This is a genomic window from Lysinibacillus sp. FSL W7-1291 (assembly GCF_038593415.1).
GTDB lineage: Bacteria > Bacillota > Bacilli > Bacillales_A > Planococcaceae > Lysinibacillus > Lysinibacillus fusiformis_D.
On record NZ_CP151994.1, the window covers coordinates 776,326 to 792,059 of the forward strand.

A 15,734-nucleotide genomic window follows, 5' to 3' on the forward strand; every position below is an offset into this window, starting at 1 on the left:
AAGATGCATTTGTTAGATCAATCCAGTGTAATCCCATTGTATCACCAATTGAAACAAATATTATTTGCAAAAATACAATCAGGTGAATGGAAGCCAGGAGATAAAATTGACTCAGAAAACCAATTAATGGAAATGTTTCGAGTTAGTCGAAATACAGTAAAAAAGGCAATTGAGGAATTAGTAAAGGAAGAGAAATTATATCGTATACAAGGGAAAGGGACCTTCGTTTCGAAACCTAGACTTGAACAATCGCTTGGAGGATTTTATAGTTTTAGTCGCATGATTCAAGAAAAAGGTTTAAATCCAAGAGATGAAGTGCTAGAAATACAGAAGGTTTATCCCTCAACAAAGGTTAGGTCCAATTTAGCATTAGAGGAAAATGAGCAAGTAGTAGAAATGAAGCGTTTACGATTTGCAGATAATGAGCCTATTATTTTGGAATCATCATTTTTACCTTTAAGTATTATTAAGGATAGTGAAATATTAAAAGAAGTAACTACTTCCTCTTTATACAGCTTATTAGAACAACGGTTTAACATTATTGTTGTAAGGGCGCGAGAAGCTTTTGAACCAGTCCTTATTAATAAAGATGAAGCGCCTTTATTGAAAACAGATGCTGGAAAACCAGCTTTATTACTAGAACGAACTGCGTTTGATACTTCAGGAAAACCAGTTGAATTCTGTATTTCGATTGTAAGAGGGGATCGTTGCCGATTTTATACAGAATTAAACTAATTGAGTAATTCCCTCTATTTTTTTACGTTATAGATTATACCAACAACCCATTGAGGGAGGAATTCTATTATGCCATTAGTGACAACTAAAGTTATGTTAGAAGATGCTTATAAAAATAATTATGCAATCGGTGCTTTTGGAGCACATAATTTGGAAATTATAAAAGCAGTAATTGCTGGTGCAGAAAAAGTAGGTGCACCTGTCATTTTGCAGACAACTTCAAGCACTTATAAATATGTTGAGATGCCTTATATGATTGCACTTGCAAAAACAGCAGCTGAACAGGCAAAAGTACCGGTGGCATTACATCTGGATCATGGTGAATCTTATAAGATTGTTATGGAATGTTTACGGGCAGGCTATACCTCTGTGATGATTGATGGTTCCTCCTTACCTTTTGAGGAAAATATCTTATTAGTAAAAAAAGTAGTAGAAGCTGCAAATGCGTTAAATGTGCCTGTTGAAGCAGAGCTTGGGACAATTGGTGGTGTCGAAGATCGTTTAAGTGTCCATGAGGATAATGCATTCTTTACTGAACCCAAGCAGGCTGAACATTTTGTAAAGGTTACAGGAATCCAGTCATTTGCTCCAGCTTTTGGTACAGCGCATGGTAAGTATAAACAAAAGCCAAAATTACAATTTGATCTTTTACAAGAAATTCATTGTTCTACAAATGTGCCCTTAGTCATGCACGGAGCATCTGGAGTGTCAGAAGAGGATGTGCGTAAATCTTTGAATTATGGCATTGCAAAAGTGAATTTTTCTACTGAGCTGAAGGATTTATTTGCTGAGCAATTAAGAGCTTATTTTAAGGATAATCCAACTGAAAATGATCCAAGAAAGTATTTCCTTCCAGCACGTGAATCTTTAATTAAGTTAGTAGAGCAAAAGATTGAGATGTTACAAAAATGATTACTACATTAACCTTAAACGCAGCCATTGACCAAGTATATGAGGTAGGTTCTTTAATGGTTGGTCAAACCAATCGTGTATCGCAGAAGTCACAACAAGGTGGAGGGAAAGGTGTTAATGTAGCTCGTGTTATCGTGGCACTTGGTGGCGATGTAATTATTGGCGGTTTCGTTGGTGGATTAAATGGTAGTAGAATAACGGAACTTTTACGTGAAGAAAATTTACAAACAGAGTTCATACAAATACAGGAAGAAAACCGAATTTGTTTAACCGTTATTAATCAGCAAAAGAAGGAAATGACAGAGCTTTTAGAGACAGGACCAACCATTTATGAATATGAATGGAATAAAATGTTAAATTGGATTGAGGCACAAGCCGAATATGCTAGCTATTTTGTGTTGTCAGGAAGCCTACCTAAAGGTATCCCAAAAACGGCCTATGCGGAGATTATTCATAGATTAAAGCAAAAAGGGATTCGAGTTGCACTTGATACAAGTGGTGATGCGTTGAAACATGGTATTAAGGCAATACCCTCTATCATTAAACCTAATGAGGATGAAATGACTCAATTGATTGGTAAGCCAGTTCTAGCTCAGAAAGACTTAGTTCAAGCTGGTGTAAAATTACAAGAATTAGGGATTGAACATGTGTGTTTTTCATTGGGCGAGCAAGGGGCTTTATTCGTTAATTCGTTAGGGGTTTACAAAGTGAATGCACCACGGATAAATGTTGTTAATACAGTTGGAAGTGGTGATGCCTTTTTAGGTGGACTTATTTATAAGCTCTCACAGGGTGCAGACCCTACAGAGGCATATAAATGGGCTGTTGCATGTGGCTCAGCGAATGCAGAAAATAAAGAGATTGCAAAAGTACAAAAAGTGACTGTTGAAAGTCTCTTAGCCGAGATACAAATAACTAAAATTAAAGAGAAGTAGGGATTTGTTTATGTACACTTACAATGAGATTATGGCACAAGGACAAAAGTTAGAAAAAACAAAAGACATTGTTCAATCAATTGCATTCAATAAAAGTGCTGTAGATGTCGTTCTTTTCACGGGGTGTGGAACATCATTTTATTTAGCGATTGCTGCAGCACGTTATTATCAAGCTGTAACTGGAGAGTTTGCTATTGCTGTACCAGCATCTGAGTTGTTTTTACACACAGAAACGTATATTTTAAAAAATAAAAAGTATCTTATCATTGGCATTTCACGTTCGGGGACAACTTCGGAAATCATTATGTCTTTAGAACATTTGAATGATGCGGAAAATATACGTACTATGGCAGTGACATGTAATGGGGACACACCTATGGCTAAATTAACTGATGAATTGATTGCTTTAAATGATATATCAGAAAAAAGTGTGGTAATGACTCAATCATTTTCTAATATGCTATATGCTCTCCAATTATATGCAGCGAAAATTAGTGGACGAACGGATATGATGAAACAGTTAGAGAAAATTCCTAGACTTGTTCATTCGGCATTAGGCAATGGAAAGCAATTAACACAGGTGACAGAAGATGTCTCAAAAAAGCGTTTTATCTTTTTAGGGTCTGGTGCTTATAATGGGTTGGCTAAAGAAGCGACATTAAAGCTAAAGGAAATGACGCAAACGGAATGTGAAAGTTACTCCAATTTAGAATTCCGTCACGGCCCTATCTCTATTGTCGATAAGGAAACGGTTGTTATTTTATTTACACAAAATGAAACGAAGGAATATGATCACGCATTAGTGAAAGATATTCAAAAGCTGGGAGGTTTCGTTGTTGTCATCGGTATAGCTTCAGAAGAATTAGAAGCAGATTTAATTCTCAAGTTATCAGAAGAAGTAGATGATTTAAATCGACTTGTTGAAGCTATTCCTTATTTCCAACTATTGGCTTATCAAAATGCAATATTTAAAGGTTGTGATCCTGATAAGCCACGTAATTTAACGCAAGTCGTAAATCTTTCATAACATAAGCAGATGCAATGAAGAATAGACATATATATAACCTTTACTTTCTGAGAATTGCGAATTCGAGTAGATCATGTGGCGAAAACTGGTGGTGGAAAGATGCGTTATATTTTAGTAGCAGATGTTGGCGGAACAAAATTAGCAACGGCTTTATTCAATCAACAGCAACAGTTGTTAATCAAAAAAGAGGTACCAAGTGATGTTACAAATAGAGAAACTTTATTCCATTGTTTAATTAATAGTTTTGAAAAGCTATGTATAGAGCAAGAAGTCTCTATTAATGAGATCTCTAAGGTATGTATTGGTGTACCTGGTATTGTGGATGTTCAAAAAGGTCTAGCAGTTTATCAAAATAATATACCGTGGAGTAACTTTCCGATTTCTGAGCGTTTAATTGAATTTTTTCCATATGCACAAATATTGATGGATAACGATGTTAACATGGCAACCTGGGGAGAATACAATGCTAGAGGGTTCTGCAAAGAAGTGATGGTATATGTAACATTAAGCACCGGATTATCTTGTTGTACAGTTGTAAATGGCGAATTTATAAGAGGAACAGGATTAGCTGGTGAAATAGGTTTTAATATCGTTGGTAATGATGGAGAAACATTGGAAGAAAGTGTGTCAGGACCTGCTATAGAAAAGTTAGGAAGAGCGTTACTGGGGAATTCGGAAATTCGATTAAAAGATATGATGGAGCTCTATTACAAGGGAGACCTCATCATGGATAAGCTTTTGCAGCAATTAATCTACTGCATGGAAAAACAATTGCATCAAATGATTTTGATGCTTGACCCACATTGCATAGTGTTAGGTGGCGGCTTTTTTAATCACCATCCGAAAATCATAGAGCAGATTAAAGAGGTGATTCAGCAACGTTTGTTAAACACACCTTTTGAAGGGAAAGAGCAAATTATAGGCAGTAGTATTCGTAAAGGTGAGGCGGGACTGTACGGTGCAGCAATGAAATAAAAAGAGCAATCGTTTTTATACTTAATATTATAAATCTCTACTCCAAAATAGCGGTACCGTTAGGAAAATAGGGATTTACATCGATAAAAAAAATCCAACTTCCTTATAGATTCTATTGAGAAATTTTTGACATGAAATGTTTCATTTCTACAAGACGGAGGTAATAGTTGAAAACCTCATATAAAATAGTTGAGATAGCTTAGTGGCGAAATGACAGTGTATTTTTCCATCTAGCTATCTTTTTTGGTTATTTTGCTTTGTTTTATATAAAGTAATAGCAAAATAACATCCACCAAGTAAAATACGATTGTTGGATGCAGAAACACTGATGATCTTCTAAAATCGAATCAGATCAGTGAAGTTGGTTGAATCTAAAGTCAATCAATAATCGAGTATGGACTATGAGTGGGAGGTAAAAAAAGCGGGAAACAGACTCTTTGCCTGAATCCCTTTCTATGAGGATTAATATTTGCAGTACTTTTTGCTTCTAACGAATGCGTTTCTCTGTTTCTAAGTCAAAGAAATGTGCCCGAGACATATCAAATTGTAGGTGTGCAACTTGGCCTTGTGTAATTTTTGTATCAGAGTTAACACGTGCAATATAAGGCTGTCCATTTAACTGGGCATGTAACATCAGCTCAGCACCTGTTAATTCTGATACTTCAATATTTGCCTCGATGGACGAGAAGAAAGGCTCAGAAATGACAGAAGAATTTTCATAAATATGCTCAGGACGAATGCCAAGAATCAGCTCTTTTTGTAAGTAGCCTTGGTCTAATAATAATTTTGATTTTTCTGCTGGAATAGTTAATGAAATAGGACCGATCTGAATTCCTTCTTCATGGAAAACCCCTTTAAAAAAGTTCATGGATGGAGAGCCTATAAAACCGCCAACAAATTTATTTTCAGGTAAGCCATATACTTCTTCAGGTGTACCAATTTGTTGAACAATACCGTCCTTCATGACAACAAGACGCGTTGCCATTGTCATTGCTTCAGTTTGGTCATGTGTTACATAAATTGTCGTTGTTTTTAAGCGCTGATGAAGCTTGGTAATTTCTGCACGCATTTGTACGCGTAGTTTTGCATCTAAATTGGACAAAGGCTCGTCCATTAAGAAAATATGTGCATCTCGGACGATTGCTCGACCAAGGGCAACCCGTTGTCTCTGACCACCCGATAAAGCTTTAGGCTTGCGATCCAAATATTTTTCTAAATCAAGAATGGCGGCTGCATTGTGGACACGTTCTTTAATTTGTTGTTTTGAAAATTTTCGAAGCTTTAAGCCAAATGCCATGTTGTCGTATACCGTCATATGAGGGTATAGTGCATAGTTTTGAAAAACCATCGCAATATCACGTTCCTTTGAAGGCACATCGTTCATTCTCTTGTTATCAATAAAAAAATCGCCTTCCGAGATTTCCTCTAAGCCAGCTATCATACGTAAGGTGGTTGATTTCCCACAACCTGATGGACCAACAAGTACAACAAACTCTCTATCCTGAACAGTTAGATTAAAATCAGATACAGCCGTTACACCGCCATCGTATATTTTATAAATATTATTAAGTATGATTTTCTCCATATTTAATCCCCTTTGTTCTTTTTTACAGTTTAAATAAAGTGAGGAAGAAAACCAATGTCTAAAATGCATAATTTTCAGTTAACTATTTTTGTGCATTTTGTAAAAATGACCAAAGATAACTAGCAAAGTAAACAAGTATTGCACCATCTAAATTTTTTATGTTAATATTTGTGATTTCCTGGAATTTTGATAAACGATAGGTTAATGTATTACGATGCATGTGCAACTTCTTAGATGTCAACGAAATATTTAAACCACATTCATAAAAAGTTTTAACAGTTTCAAGTAATTCTCTATCAGACTTTAAAGGTATAATAATTTGCTCTTCTAAAAATTTTAGAATAGAAGTAGGCAATTGTTGTGTTAGTAAAATAGGGAATATCGTTTGAAATGAATAATAAGGTTCAGCAAATCTTAAATGTAAACATTCCTTGAACCATTGTGCTTCTCTTTGGAATTTATATGGAAATTTCTTATCTATTTCATAAAATTCTCCAAGATATAATTGGATTCTGACATAAAAATCTGCTTCAATTGTACGAATAAGTGCAATAAAATCTTCTTTCTCATTCATAGAAAGACTCTTAGGTTCAATGAGTAAAAATTGATTTGTAGTAACTTGAATTAATATCGTATCTTCCTGAAAAAAATTATAAAGAGCTTCTTTTAAAGCCTCTAAAGGAGGGTTTTCATTTATAAAAGTAATTTGAATAACTCGAGCTTTATTAAAGGATAAATTGGATGGTATATCACCATTTGAATAGATAAATTCATACCAAGTATCCGATGCCTGAAATAGTGAAGAGGTAGCTTCAGTATAAAAAACAGTAAGCCATTGGTAGTCTCGCTGTGAAACCTCATGCTTTGAGATGGAAAACCATTCTTTTGTTTGGTGATGGTAGAAAATATAAGAGTCATATGATAGCTGAGTTGGCTTTGTTCGATAATAACGATATGAAGGAAACAATGCTTTGAGATTTAAGTTCATTAAATATTCCTCTTCTTTCGATATATAGTAAAAAATATAAAAAGCGCTAAATGAACTATTACTAGTAATAATAAGTGCTAGGATAAAAAAAGTTAATAAGTATAGCTTTGATTCATGGAGCATCACCCCAAAGGATTTATTTTTCATTTATCTATGTAGATAGAGTGCTTTATGTGAAATTAGTGGCTTTACTTCATTTAATTGTAAAAGAAAAAAGACTGTAGGCAAACTCTCAAATTTTTTGAGTTTGTCTACAGTCTGAATCCAATGACTAATGATGAGTAATTGGATCTTTTGTAGTTGTTATGCTTTTACATCTTTTGTCCAATCCGCGACTTTGTCTTGGTTGTTTTCAATCCATTTTTTTGCTGCTTCTGTGGCACTCATACCTTCCATAATATCGAACATCACACTTTCTATATCTTCGGAAGTCCAATGGAAATGATCAAGGACACGATAGGCATCGGGATCATCTTCTTTCAAGCCATTACGAGCAAATGTGCCAATATATTCTTCTGTCCCATATAAACCTTTTGGGTCATCTAAATATTTTAAATCGTATGCATTAAATATCCAGTGCGGTGACCACCCTGTAATGATAATTTCTTCATTATTAGTAATGGCTTGACTAAGGGCGGCTGTCATTGCACCTGCAGAAGAAGTAAGTACATTCCAGCCTTCTAGATTGTTATATTCCTTATAGGCATTTTCTGTCGTAGCCATCATATTAGCCCCAGGTTCAATGCCTGTAATTGTTTTATTGGCTTCGATGGTTAAGTCTTCGATTGAATCGACATCCATATAGCTTGGAACAACTAAGCCAATTTTAGCACCAGTTAGATTTTCACCTAAATTCTCTATTTTATCTTTGTATTTCTCTACTTGCGGAGCATGTGTTTGCGGTAACCAAGCAGATACCATACCGTCTACCTCTCCGTTTGCAAGTGCCTCCCACATAATGCCATTGTCGAGTGGCGTTAATGTTACCTCATATCCTAAATCCTCTAAAACTTGTCCTACTACGTGAGTAGAAGCTACTTCAGTATCCCATTCAACATAGGCTAGGTTGATTGTCTTTCGATCTTCTTTTTTAGATCCTGCATCTGCTGAACTACATGCAGTTAAAACGAGTAGACATAGTAAAGAAAAACCTATTTTCCATAATTTTAGATGTCTCATAAATTTCCCCTCTCTAGCAATTCTTATATTCTTGCGAAAATTAAAAAATCAATAAGTAACAACTTAATTTTAATGACAAGTTGTTACTTTTGTCAAATGGATGTTGTACAAATCATGAGGGGAATCATGGGATTAGCCGTGCAGTCTATATTGGGCTGCCCAAAAATCTTTCTATTGATCACATATGATAGGTGAAAATGGAAACGGTGATTTGAGGAGGCTTAGTATGCATTGGATTACCATTATTTTAATAGGAATTGCAGCGAATTTAGATAATTTGGGAATCGGCCTAGCTTATGGCGTCAAACAAGTTAAAATTCCGATTTTATCCAATGCTGTGATTGCTGTCATGTCAATGATTGTCACATACATCGCAGTAACAGCAGGCAGCACAGTTGTTGCGTATATTTCACCGCATACTGCCAATTTATTAGGCAGCTTGTTGTTGTGTATTATTGGGCTCTGGACTTTAATGTCCAATAATTTTTCTAAACAACAGATAGCTGGCAACCCTGAGTTATTTGATGAAGATAAAAACTTAGTGATTTCAACGAGAGAGGCAATGGCACTCGGCTTCGTTTTATCAGCGAACTGTTTAGCAGGGGGCATTGCTATTGGGGCAAACGGCATTTCGGCCCTTTGGACGGTCATATCGATTGGTGTGTTTTCGTTTATTACAGTGGGAGTGGGGAGTCAATGTGGCTCTTTACTATCAAAAACGTATATTGGTAAGCATTCAACTGCGATCTCAGGATGGCTGCTAATTATGATTGGCATTTTCGAGATTTTTGCTAAATAACATATGAAAACAATGGGTAACCTCCACACCATATGTAGATGGAGTATTTAATGTAGAAGTTGATTGGAACGAAGAGCAGCGACTCCAGCGGGAAAAGCGGGATGGACTGAACGGATGTTTTTTCTATGAAAGCGAAGCGACAGTAACGAAGCAAGGGAAGAAGCTCGACCCCGCCCACGGAAAGCGTCCGCTCGTAGTGGAAATCAACGGCATTACTTTATTTCATCGAGTTTGTCTACAGCTTGAGAATATAACCATATTTTGGTTATATTCTTTTTATTGTGTGCTTTGAAAACCCCCTGCTATGCAGGGGGTTCCAAAAGCTTTTAGCTATGGACAATAAAAAAACTCCAAACGTACAATAAAGTCAGGTCTAGTCAACCGACTTCGTACGAAAGGAGCCACCATAAATGGATAATAAAAGTTTAGCACATACAACGTGGAATTGTAAGTATCATATCGTCTTTGCGCCAAAGTATAGAAGGCAGATTATTTATGGTCAAATTAAAGCAGATGTTGGAAGAATATTGCGCCAATTATGTGAAAGAAAAGATGTAGAAATCATAGAGGCAACAGCCTGTCCTGACCATATTCATATGTTGGTAAGTATTCCTCCGAAATTGAGTGTATCTGCGTTCATGGGTTATTTAAAAGGGAAGAGTAGTCTAATGATTTTCGACCGACATGCAAATTTAAAGTATAAATACGGTAATCGTCAATTCTGGTGTCGAGGATACTATGTGGACACAGTCGGCCGAAATAAGAAAAAGATACAAGAGTATATAAAAAATCAATTACAAGAAGATATCCTGCAAGATCAAATGACGATGAAAGAATTCATTGACCCATTCACAGGAGAAGAAATCAAGAGAAAGAAAAAATAAGTAAGCCGCTTTAGCGGTTTGTGTGAAAACGGAGTGCGGTTGGCAGACCATTCAGAATGTCTTTAGACATGGGCCAGTACCCCAGCGTTTCACGCGCAGAGCAAACCACCAGTTATACTGGTGGTTCTGATTAGGAGGAAAATTTGACATATTGAGGACGAATTTGGTTTAACGGTTGACATACACTGGTATCAACGATTATTCTTGGGAGTAGAATCGTAATTGAGAATAATTTTCGTTTAGGTGAAAGTGCTTTCATGAGGATATTTTTTCAATTATGATGTTTTACTATGACCAAGGGAGGCGTGCAATACATGAAGAAAATGCTCATGTTGATCATGCTTGTTAGTATTATTGTCGTTAACTTAGGGTTGACACAAGCATCTGCTCAACTGGCTGATGGCACACATTCGATAAAATATCAGGTCAATAAACCTGACAGTAACTCTGCATCCATTGCCAACGATTATTTTGTAAAACCAGCAAATGTAACAGTGAAAAATGGTACTGCTACAGTACAAATTACTTTAAAAAGCAGTGCGTGGATTACGAAATTTCAACCACCTGGTGGAGCAACTGTTGTGAGTGAAGATAAAGCAACAGATACTCGCACTGTACAATTCACAGTTAATGATTTATCAAAACCAGTAGTAACAGCTATGAAAATTGATATTGATGATATTAATTATCACCATGAATACAGTGTATCGCTTGTATTTGATGCCGTATCGACTGCTAGCCCAGCTGCTACAACGCAACAAGCAACACAAAATGAATCAAAGTCACCCCAAGCATCTACTACAGAAAGTCAAGTGCCGAACCCACAGACAGGTGACGCAACACCTTATCTATTAATTGTTGCTTTAGTGGGATCAGCATTTTTACTTTATAAAAAAAAATACCAAACAAAAACGGAGGGTCAATAAATGACTAAAAAACGTCAATCTCGCGCAACTAAAATAGTACTAGCTTCATTGCTAGCGGCATCTCTTTCAGTCCCATCTTTTGCATCGGCAGCAGAGGTAGTAACTACAAATACTGAAGTGAAGGCAGAAGCAACAAAAGCTGACAAAACGGCAGCAGTTATCAATTTCCAAATCTTCAAACCTGGTACAACAGAAGCACAACCTGCTATTAGCTCTCATCTAGTACCACAGGGTTCAATCGTTGAAAAAGATGGAAAATTTGAAGCGAATTTAACGATTACAGCTAAATCAGCACCAATGATTGCAGGTCTACAAACAAAGCAAGGTGATAAATTTGTAGATGCTACAGAAGTGAAAAATAGTGATGGCACAATTACATACAGTTTCCCTGTTGTTGTTGATGAAGTAAAATCAGCAAAAATCCATGTGGTTGTTCCTTCTGCAAATATGGACAAATGGTATGATTTTGATTTAAAAGCAGTGAAAGAAGTAAAAGAAGAAGTAAAAGTGGATGAAGTAGCTGTTACTGTTTACAAAAATGGTACAACAGAAGAATCTATGATGAAACAATATATTGCACCGAAAGTAGGCGTTTCTGCTAAAGACGGTAAAAATATTGTGACAATGACATTCCCTCAAGGCCAATATGTACATGGTTTTACTGTAGAGGGGAAAGAAGCAACACTAGTGAAACAAGATGATGCTACAAATGCACGCACATACTCATTTGAAGTAGCAGATTTAAAGAAACTTGTGAATGCTCAATTACACATCGTTGTTAATGAACCAGCACAAGGTGTGAAGTATGACTCGAATCATACAGTACAATTTAGTTTTGCTGTCGAAGGTGCAGTAAAGCCAGTTATAAATCCATTTAAAGATATTAGTAAAGATGCGAATAAAGAAGCCATCCTATCACTTTACAGCTTAGGAATTGTTAAAGGACAAGACAACTTTAATCCAAACAATAACATTACACGTTCTCAATTTGCCTTAATGGTGGCACGTGCATTGAACGTCTCTTCTACAAAAGATGCAGGATTTAAAGATACAGGTAAGCTTAGTGCAGAAGCTGTTCAAGCTATAAATGCATTAGCGGAAGCTGGGATTGTTAAAAAAGCAACAAACTTTAATCCAAATGACACATTAACTCGTCAACAAGCAGCTGTGATGATTTACCGCACAGTAACACATGTAGCAGGTAAAGAAATGAACTTTGGCGACCCAAGTCTTTCTTACTATGCTGATGGGGCAAAAGTGAAAGATGAAGAAGCGAAAAAGGCCTTTGCACTTCTATATGCAGGTAAAGTGATGACTGGTTCACCTACTGCAGATGGTAAAACAGTTATTGATGCAAATAGCCCATTAAAACGTTCACATATGGCAAAAATTTTAAATGGTTCATTGCAATACATCAACAAATAATGATCTTCACAGCAACTTCCTTTCTCATATTGATGGGGAAGGAAGTTCCTGTGCTTTTAAAGAAATGGGAGGCTATGATGCAATGATTCTAAAAAAAAATAACCTTTGCATAGTGGCTGTTTGTACAATTTTATTAATCTTTTTTTCTCCATTCATTTTTCTAGAAGCAGAAGCAGAGGAATCTGTTATTGCAGATGGTAGTTATCAAGTTGAACTAAGTTTTTCTCCAATCGAAGGCTTTGAAGGAAGTATTTTCAAACAAGTAGCAACACTCGCAGTTAAGGATGGGCAATATCAATTAACGATGAAACTTGAAGAACTCAATCCTATAAGAGATATACATATCGAGCAGCAAGGCAATGAGCTTTCTTTTACACTAGATAAAATAGAAAATTTAGTTCAGTTTGATGTTTTAGCCTTACAACAACCAATTGTCCTAAAGGGCAATATAGAGCTTGCAACAGAAGAACAATATGCTTCGTTTTCCCAAGAGCTTCGCCTCAAAGTGCAGACACTGTCACCAAATATTCCACAAGGTGAAGGTAGTGAAGAAGTGGCTGAGGGAATAAATTCAGAAGGAACAATGGGCCAGGAATGGTCATTGAATTATGAGTTAATGGTAGATGGTAAACAAGAGCCCTCTATTATGAATAGCTATGTGAATCCAGTGGCAAAGGTGATCGAAAAAGATGGTAGATACTACGCACAAATGACGATTTTACAATCAGCTTGGATCATAGGATTAACGGTAGATTATAAAGGACAGCAAGTTGAACCTAAACTACTTTCACTTTTAGATAATGTACGAATCGTGGAATTTGAGGTTGAAGATTTAACACAACCATTACGATTGTGGGTGAAGGTCGATATTCCTGATATTTCTTATCATCATCAATATTTTGTTCAATTAGTATTTGATCCAGCACAGGTTGCAAAGATTTTAGATAAACCTTCAGAAGAAGTATCCTCCGAACCCAAAGACAGTGATAAAACAGCAGAAGTAGTAGGAAAAGAGCAAGTGCAAAAGCAAGTGCAAACGCCGTCGGAACAAAACAATGTGAAGAAGGAAGCGAACTCGGCTACATCGACAGTACCCACTACCCAATCGATGCTTGTTGTACCACAGGAAGAAAAACTAGCATTTGATCGGACACTGGATGAATCAGTGGACGAAGCAGAGGAAGAGGCAGCAGAGGAAAACAAAAAAGAAGAGGTTGCCATTGATAAGGTAGTGAACCATTCTACGGCAAAGCAGCAGATCGAGCCGCTAAACATTGTAAAAATTATGTTGCTAATCGCTATTTGCCTTGTATCAGGTTGGTTACTCATTCGCCGTATTAAAAAAGCCAAAAAAGATCGTACTGAGCAGAAATAAGTAGGAGATGACATAATGAAAAAGGATTGGAAAATTGGGATACTGTTAATGACATTACTATCACTGCTTCTTGCTGCTTGTAGTGGCAGTGACAAACCAGCAACAAAGGATAAAACAGTTGCAGTAAGTGAACAAGTAGCTGAAGAGAGTGAGCAACGAATCATTGCTGGAACAGTTGTAGTGGCAGATATTCTAGATAAGTTGGAGCTTGACGCAATCGCAGTACCAGAAACGGAAAAGCAATTAGCCAAACGTTTTGAGGATTTGCCGACCATTGGTAATGCAATGGAGCCTGATATGGAAATTGTGAAATCATTGAATCCGACAGAAGTATTATCGGTATCGACTTTAGAGTACGATTTACAGGATAAGTTTAAACAGTTGAATATTCCTGTAGACTTTTTAAATTTACAAAGTGTTGATGCGATGTTAACGGAAATTAAAACACTTGGTGAACGCTATGATCGTGTAGCACAAGCTGAGGAATTAGTGCAGGATTTACAGAAAAATATGGAAGCTGTTCAAGGTGTTGCTGCGAATAAAGAGGGGCCTCGTGTCTTAATTTTACTTGGCATTCCAGGAAGCTATTTAGTCGCAACTGAAAACTCTTATGCAGGGGATCTTGTTAAACGAGCAGGAGGAATCAATGTCATGGAAGGGCAAGATGCTGAGTATTTATCTTCAAATACGGAGCATTTACATAGCAGTAATCCTGATATTATTTTACGCTTATCACATGGTATGCCTGATGAGGTTGTGAAAATGTTTGATGAGGAATTTAAAACAAATGATATTTGGAAACATTTCGATGCAGTGAAAAACGGTAAAGTGTATGATTTAGAGGAAGAATTATTCGGGACGACAGCCTCCTTACAGGTACCTCAAGCTTTAGGACAACTGATGGAAATCTTCTATCGTAAATAGTAACTAGAATTGTCGCTCGTATGATGTATTACTACTCGTCATAGAGCGTTTTTCTTATCCTGAGAGAATATAAACATAAAAAAAGGAAATCCAATATGACAAAAAGAATCGTCAGTTTTTTAATTGTAACTGTTTTATTACTAGTGACAATCGTTTATTCAGCTACAACAGGTAGTATAAAAATGGGCTTTTTCGAGTTTATAGGGGCATTATTTGAGGAAGGGAATAGCCAAATGGAGGCTATACGAGATTTAAGGTTTCCACGTATCATTGTGGCATTATTTGCAGGTGCAGCACTTTCAGTCTCTGGGGTGCTTTTACAATCCGTGATGCGTAATCCTTTGGCTGATGCTGGTGTCATTGGGATATCTTCTGGTGCAGCATTTGTACAGCTCTCTATCATTGCCTTTTTCCCAGCATTATTTTTTATGACACCTGTCTTAGCATTTATGGGTGGTGCATTGGCTTGTTCACTCGTATTTGCACTTTCGTGGAAATCCGGCTTGAGTCCACTTAAATTGATCTTAGTGGGGATTGCCATTAACGCCATGTTTACAGGATTAACAGAGGCACTTATTAGCTTAGGTGGTTCCTTGAATACGTCAGCTTCCAGTGTAATCGGTTCTAATTTAACGATGCGTACATGGAAAGATGTCTCTACGATTGTGACCTATGGGACAATCGGATTAATTGGCGCATTTGCATTATATAGTTGGTGTAATTTGCTTATATTACAAGATAAAACAGTCAAAAGTTTAGGGTTTCAAGTAGCACGGGCACGCTTACTGATTGCCGCTGTCGCTGTTCTATTAGCGGCTGTTTCAGTTGTTGTGGCTGGAGTTATTTCGTTTGTGGGGCTATTAGTACCTCATATTGCACGCAGATTGGTTGGGCATGACCATCTTGTGCTTATTCCTTTTACAGCACTTGCTGGTGCCTTATTAATTTTAGTAGCAGACACGATTGGCCGGACAATTATTGCACCTATTGAAATTCCAGCCTCTACCATTATGGCAATCATAGGTGGTCCATTCTTAATATTCTTATTACGAAAAGAGTGACGAA

Annotated in this window: 15 protein-coding genes; 12 read left to right on the plus strand and 3 right to left on the minus strand. The window is 36.7% G+C overall.

The features are described 5' to 3' along the window. Nucleotides 1–3 precede the first annotated feature (3 nt). The 5 genes from NST76_RS03575 to NST76_RS03595 all read left to right on the plus strand — a co-directional run bounded on the left by NST76_RS03575 (nucleotide 4) and on the right by NST76_RS03595 (nucleotide 4,584). The gene (locus NST76_RS03575; RefSeq protein ID WP_058844171.1) at nucleotides 4–735 is read left to right on the plus strand and encodes a GntR family transcriptional regulator; all 732 of its coding nucleotides are present in this window, start codon (nucleotides 4–6) and stop codon (nucleotides 733–735) included. 69 nt (nucleotides 736–804) lie between these two features. Beyond that, nucleotides 805–1,647, plus strand: a complete 843-nt coding sequence (locus NST76_RS03580; RefSeq protein ID WP_342544635.1) for a class II fructose-bisphosphate aldolase — start codon at nucleotides 805–807, stop codon at nucleotides 1,645–1,647. Beyond that, nucleotides 1,644–2,582 (plus strand): 1-phosphofructokinase, encoded by a 939-nt coding sequence (pfkB, locus tag NST76_RS03585; RefSeq protein WP_271912436.1) that lies wholly within the window; start codon nucleotides 1,644–1,646, stop codon nucleotides 2,580–2,582. The genes NST76_RS03580 and pfkB overlap by 4 nt, the downstream gene beginning before the upstream one ends. 10 nt (nucleotides 2,583–2,592) lie before the next feature. Next, complete coding sequence (locus tag NST76_RS03590) at nucleotides 2,593–3,609, plus strand: SIS domain-containing protein (protein WP_230593934.1); 1,017 nt, start codon at nucleotides 2,593–2,595, stop codon at nucleotides 3,607–3,609. Between the two features lie 99 nt (nucleotides 3,610–3,708). Further along, entirely contained in the window at nucleotides 3,709–4,584 is an 876-nt protein-coding gene (locus tag NST76_RS03595; protein ID WP_089931850.1) for an ROK family protein, read from the plus strand. Between the two features lie 487 nt (nucleotides 4,585–5,071). On the opposite strand, the gene ugpC is transcribed toward NST76_RS03595, so the two are convergent. From ugpC to NST76_RS03610, 3 genes are all read right to left on the minus strand, one after another. Next, on the minus strand, nucleotides 5,072–6,169 hold the full coding sequence (gene ugpC / locus NST76_RS03600) for a sn-glycerol-3-phosphate ABC transporter ATP-binding protein UgpC (RefSeq protein ID WP_089931852.1): 1,098 nt from the start codon (nucleotides 6,167–6,169) through the stop codon (nucleotides 5,072–5,074). An 82-nt stretch (nucleotides 6,170–6,251) separates the two neighbouring features. Continuing rightward, nucleotides 6,252–7,157: a helix-turn-helix domain-containing protein gene (locus NST76_RS03605; RefSeq protein ID WP_036126495.1), complete on the minus strand. Its 906-nt coding sequence runs from the start codon at nucleotides 7,155–7,157 to the stop codon at nucleotides 6,252–6,254. Between the two features lie 303 nt (nucleotides 7,158–7,460). Further along, nucleotides 7,461–8,336, minus strand: coding sequence for a glycine betaine ABC transporter substrate-binding protein (locus NST76_RS03610; RefSeq protein ID WP_342544636.1), 876 nt, complete (start codon nucleotides 8,334–8,336; stop codon nucleotides 7,461–7,463). A 226-nt stretch (nucleotides 8,337–8,562) separates the two neighbouring features. On the opposite strand from NST76_RS03610, the gene NST76_RS03615 reads away from it, so the two are divergent. The 7 genes from NST76_RS03615 (at nucleotide 8,563) to NST76_RS03645 (ending at nucleotide 15,730) form a co-directional block, all read left to right on the plus strand. After that, complete coding sequence (locus NST76_RS03615) at nucleotides 8,563–9,135, plus strand: manganese efflux pump (protein ID WP_036126492.1); 573 nt, start codon at nucleotides 8,563–8,565, stop codon at nucleotides 9,133–9,135. Between the two features lie 410 nt (nucleotides 9,136–9,545). Continuing rightward, the gene (tnpA, locus tag NST76_RS03620; protein WP_036129052.1) at nucleotides 9,546–10,019 is read left to right on the plus strand and encodes an IS200/IS605 family transposase; all 474 of its coding nucleotides are present in this window, start codon (nucleotides 9,546–9,548) and stop codon (nucleotides 10,017–10,019) included. A 314-nt stretch (nucleotides 10,020–10,333) separates the two neighbouring features. Beyond that, nucleotides 10,334–10,945, plus strand: coding sequence for a heme uptake protein IsdC (gene isdC / locus NST76_RS03625; protein WP_342535351.1), 612 nt, complete (start codon nucleotides 10,334–10,336; stop codon nucleotides 10,943–10,945). Beyond that, nucleotides 10,946–12,370, plus strand: coding sequence for an NEAT domain-containing protein (locus NST76_RS03630; RefSeq protein WP_271912440.1), 1,425 nt, complete (start codon nucleotides 10,946–10,948; stop codon nucleotides 12,368–12,370). It begins immediately after the preceding gene. Nucleotides 12,371–12,452: 82 nt separating this feature from the next. After that, nucleotides 12,453–13,745 (plus strand): NEAT domain-containing protein, encoded by a 1,293-nt coding sequence (locus NST76_RS03635; RefSeq protein ID WP_342544638.1) that lies wholly within the window; start codon nucleotides 12,453–12,455, stop codon nucleotides 13,743–13,745. Between the two features lie 15 nt (nucleotides 13,746–13,760). Next, on the plus strand, nucleotides 13,761–14,669 hold the full coding sequence (gene isdE / locus NST76_RS03640; protein WP_340809973.1) for a heme ABC transporter substrate-binding protein IsdE: 909 nt from the start codon (nucleotides 13,761–13,763) through the stop codon (nucleotides 14,667–14,669). A gap of 95 nt (nucleotides 14,670–14,764) precedes the next feature. Continuing rightward, the gene (locus tag NST76_RS03645) at nucleotides 14,765–15,730 is read left to right on the plus strand and encodes an iron ABC transporter permease (protein ID WP_036126481.1); all 966 of its coding nucleotides are present in this window, start codon (nucleotides 14,765–14,767) and stop codon (nucleotides 15,728–15,730) included. Nucleotides 15,731–15,734 lie beyond the last annotated feature (4 nt).

Excerpts from the sequence above, each read along its gene's own strand:
- NST76_RS03645 (WP_036126481.1), top strand. The coding sequence starts at position 14,765 with ATGACAAAAAGAATCGTCAGTTTTTTAATTGTAACTGTTTTATTACTA.
- isdE (WP_340809973.1), top strand. The coding sequence starts at position 13,761 with ATGAAAAAGGATTGGAAAATTGGGATACTGTTAATGACATTACTATCA.
- NST76_RS03595 (WP_089931850.1), top strand. The coding sequence starts at position 3,709 with ATGCGTTATATTTTAGTAGCAGATGTTGGCGGAACAAAATTAGCAACG.
- NST76_RS03635 (WP_342544638.1), top strand. The coding sequence starts at position 12,453 with ATGATTCTAAAAAAAAATAACCTTTGCATAGTGGCTGTTTGTACAATT.
- NST76_RS03590 (WP_230593934.1), top strand. The coding sequence starts at position 2,593 with ATGTACACTTACAATGAGATTATGGCACAAGGACAAAAGTTAGAAAAA.
- isdC (WP_342535351.1), top strand. The coding sequence starts at position 10,334 with ATGAAGAAAATGCTCATGTTGATCATGCTTGTTAGTATTATTGTCGTT.
- pfkB (WP_271912436.1), top strand. The coding sequence starts at position 1,644 with ATGATTACTACATTAACCTTAAACGCAGCCATTGACCAAGTATATGAG.
- NST76_RS03610 (WP_342544636.1), bottom strand. The coding sequence starts at position 8,336 with ATGAGACATCTAAAATTATGGAAAATAGGTTTTTCTTTACTATGTCTA.
- NST76_RS03630 (WP_271912440.1), top strand. The coding sequence starts at position 10,946 with ATGACTAAAAAACGTCAATCTCGCGCAACTAAAATAGTACTAGCTTCA.
- tnpA (WP_036129052.1), top strand. The coding sequence starts at position 9,546 with ATGGATAATAAAAGTTTAGCACATACAACGTGGAATTGTAAGTATCAT.
- NST76_RS03575 (WP_058844171.1), top strand. The coding sequence starts at position 4 with ATGCATTTGTTAGATCAATCCAGTGTAATCCCATTGTATCACCAATTG.
- NST76_RS03580 (WP_342544635.1), top strand. The coding sequence starts at position 805 with ATGCCATTAGTGACAACTAAAGTTATGTTAGAAGATGCTTATAAAAAT.
- ugpC (WP_089931852.1), bottom strand. The coding sequence starts at position 6,169 with ATGGAGAAAATCATACTTAATAATATTTATAAAATATACGATGGCGGT.
- NST76_RS03615 (WP_036126492.1), top strand. The coding sequence starts at position 8,563 with ATGCATTGGATTACCATTATTTTAATAGGAATTGCAGCGAATTTAGAT.
- NST76_RS03605 (WP_036126495.1), bottom strand. The coding sequence starts at position 7,157 with ATGAACTTAAATCTCAAAGCATTGTTTCCTTCATATCGTTATTATCGA.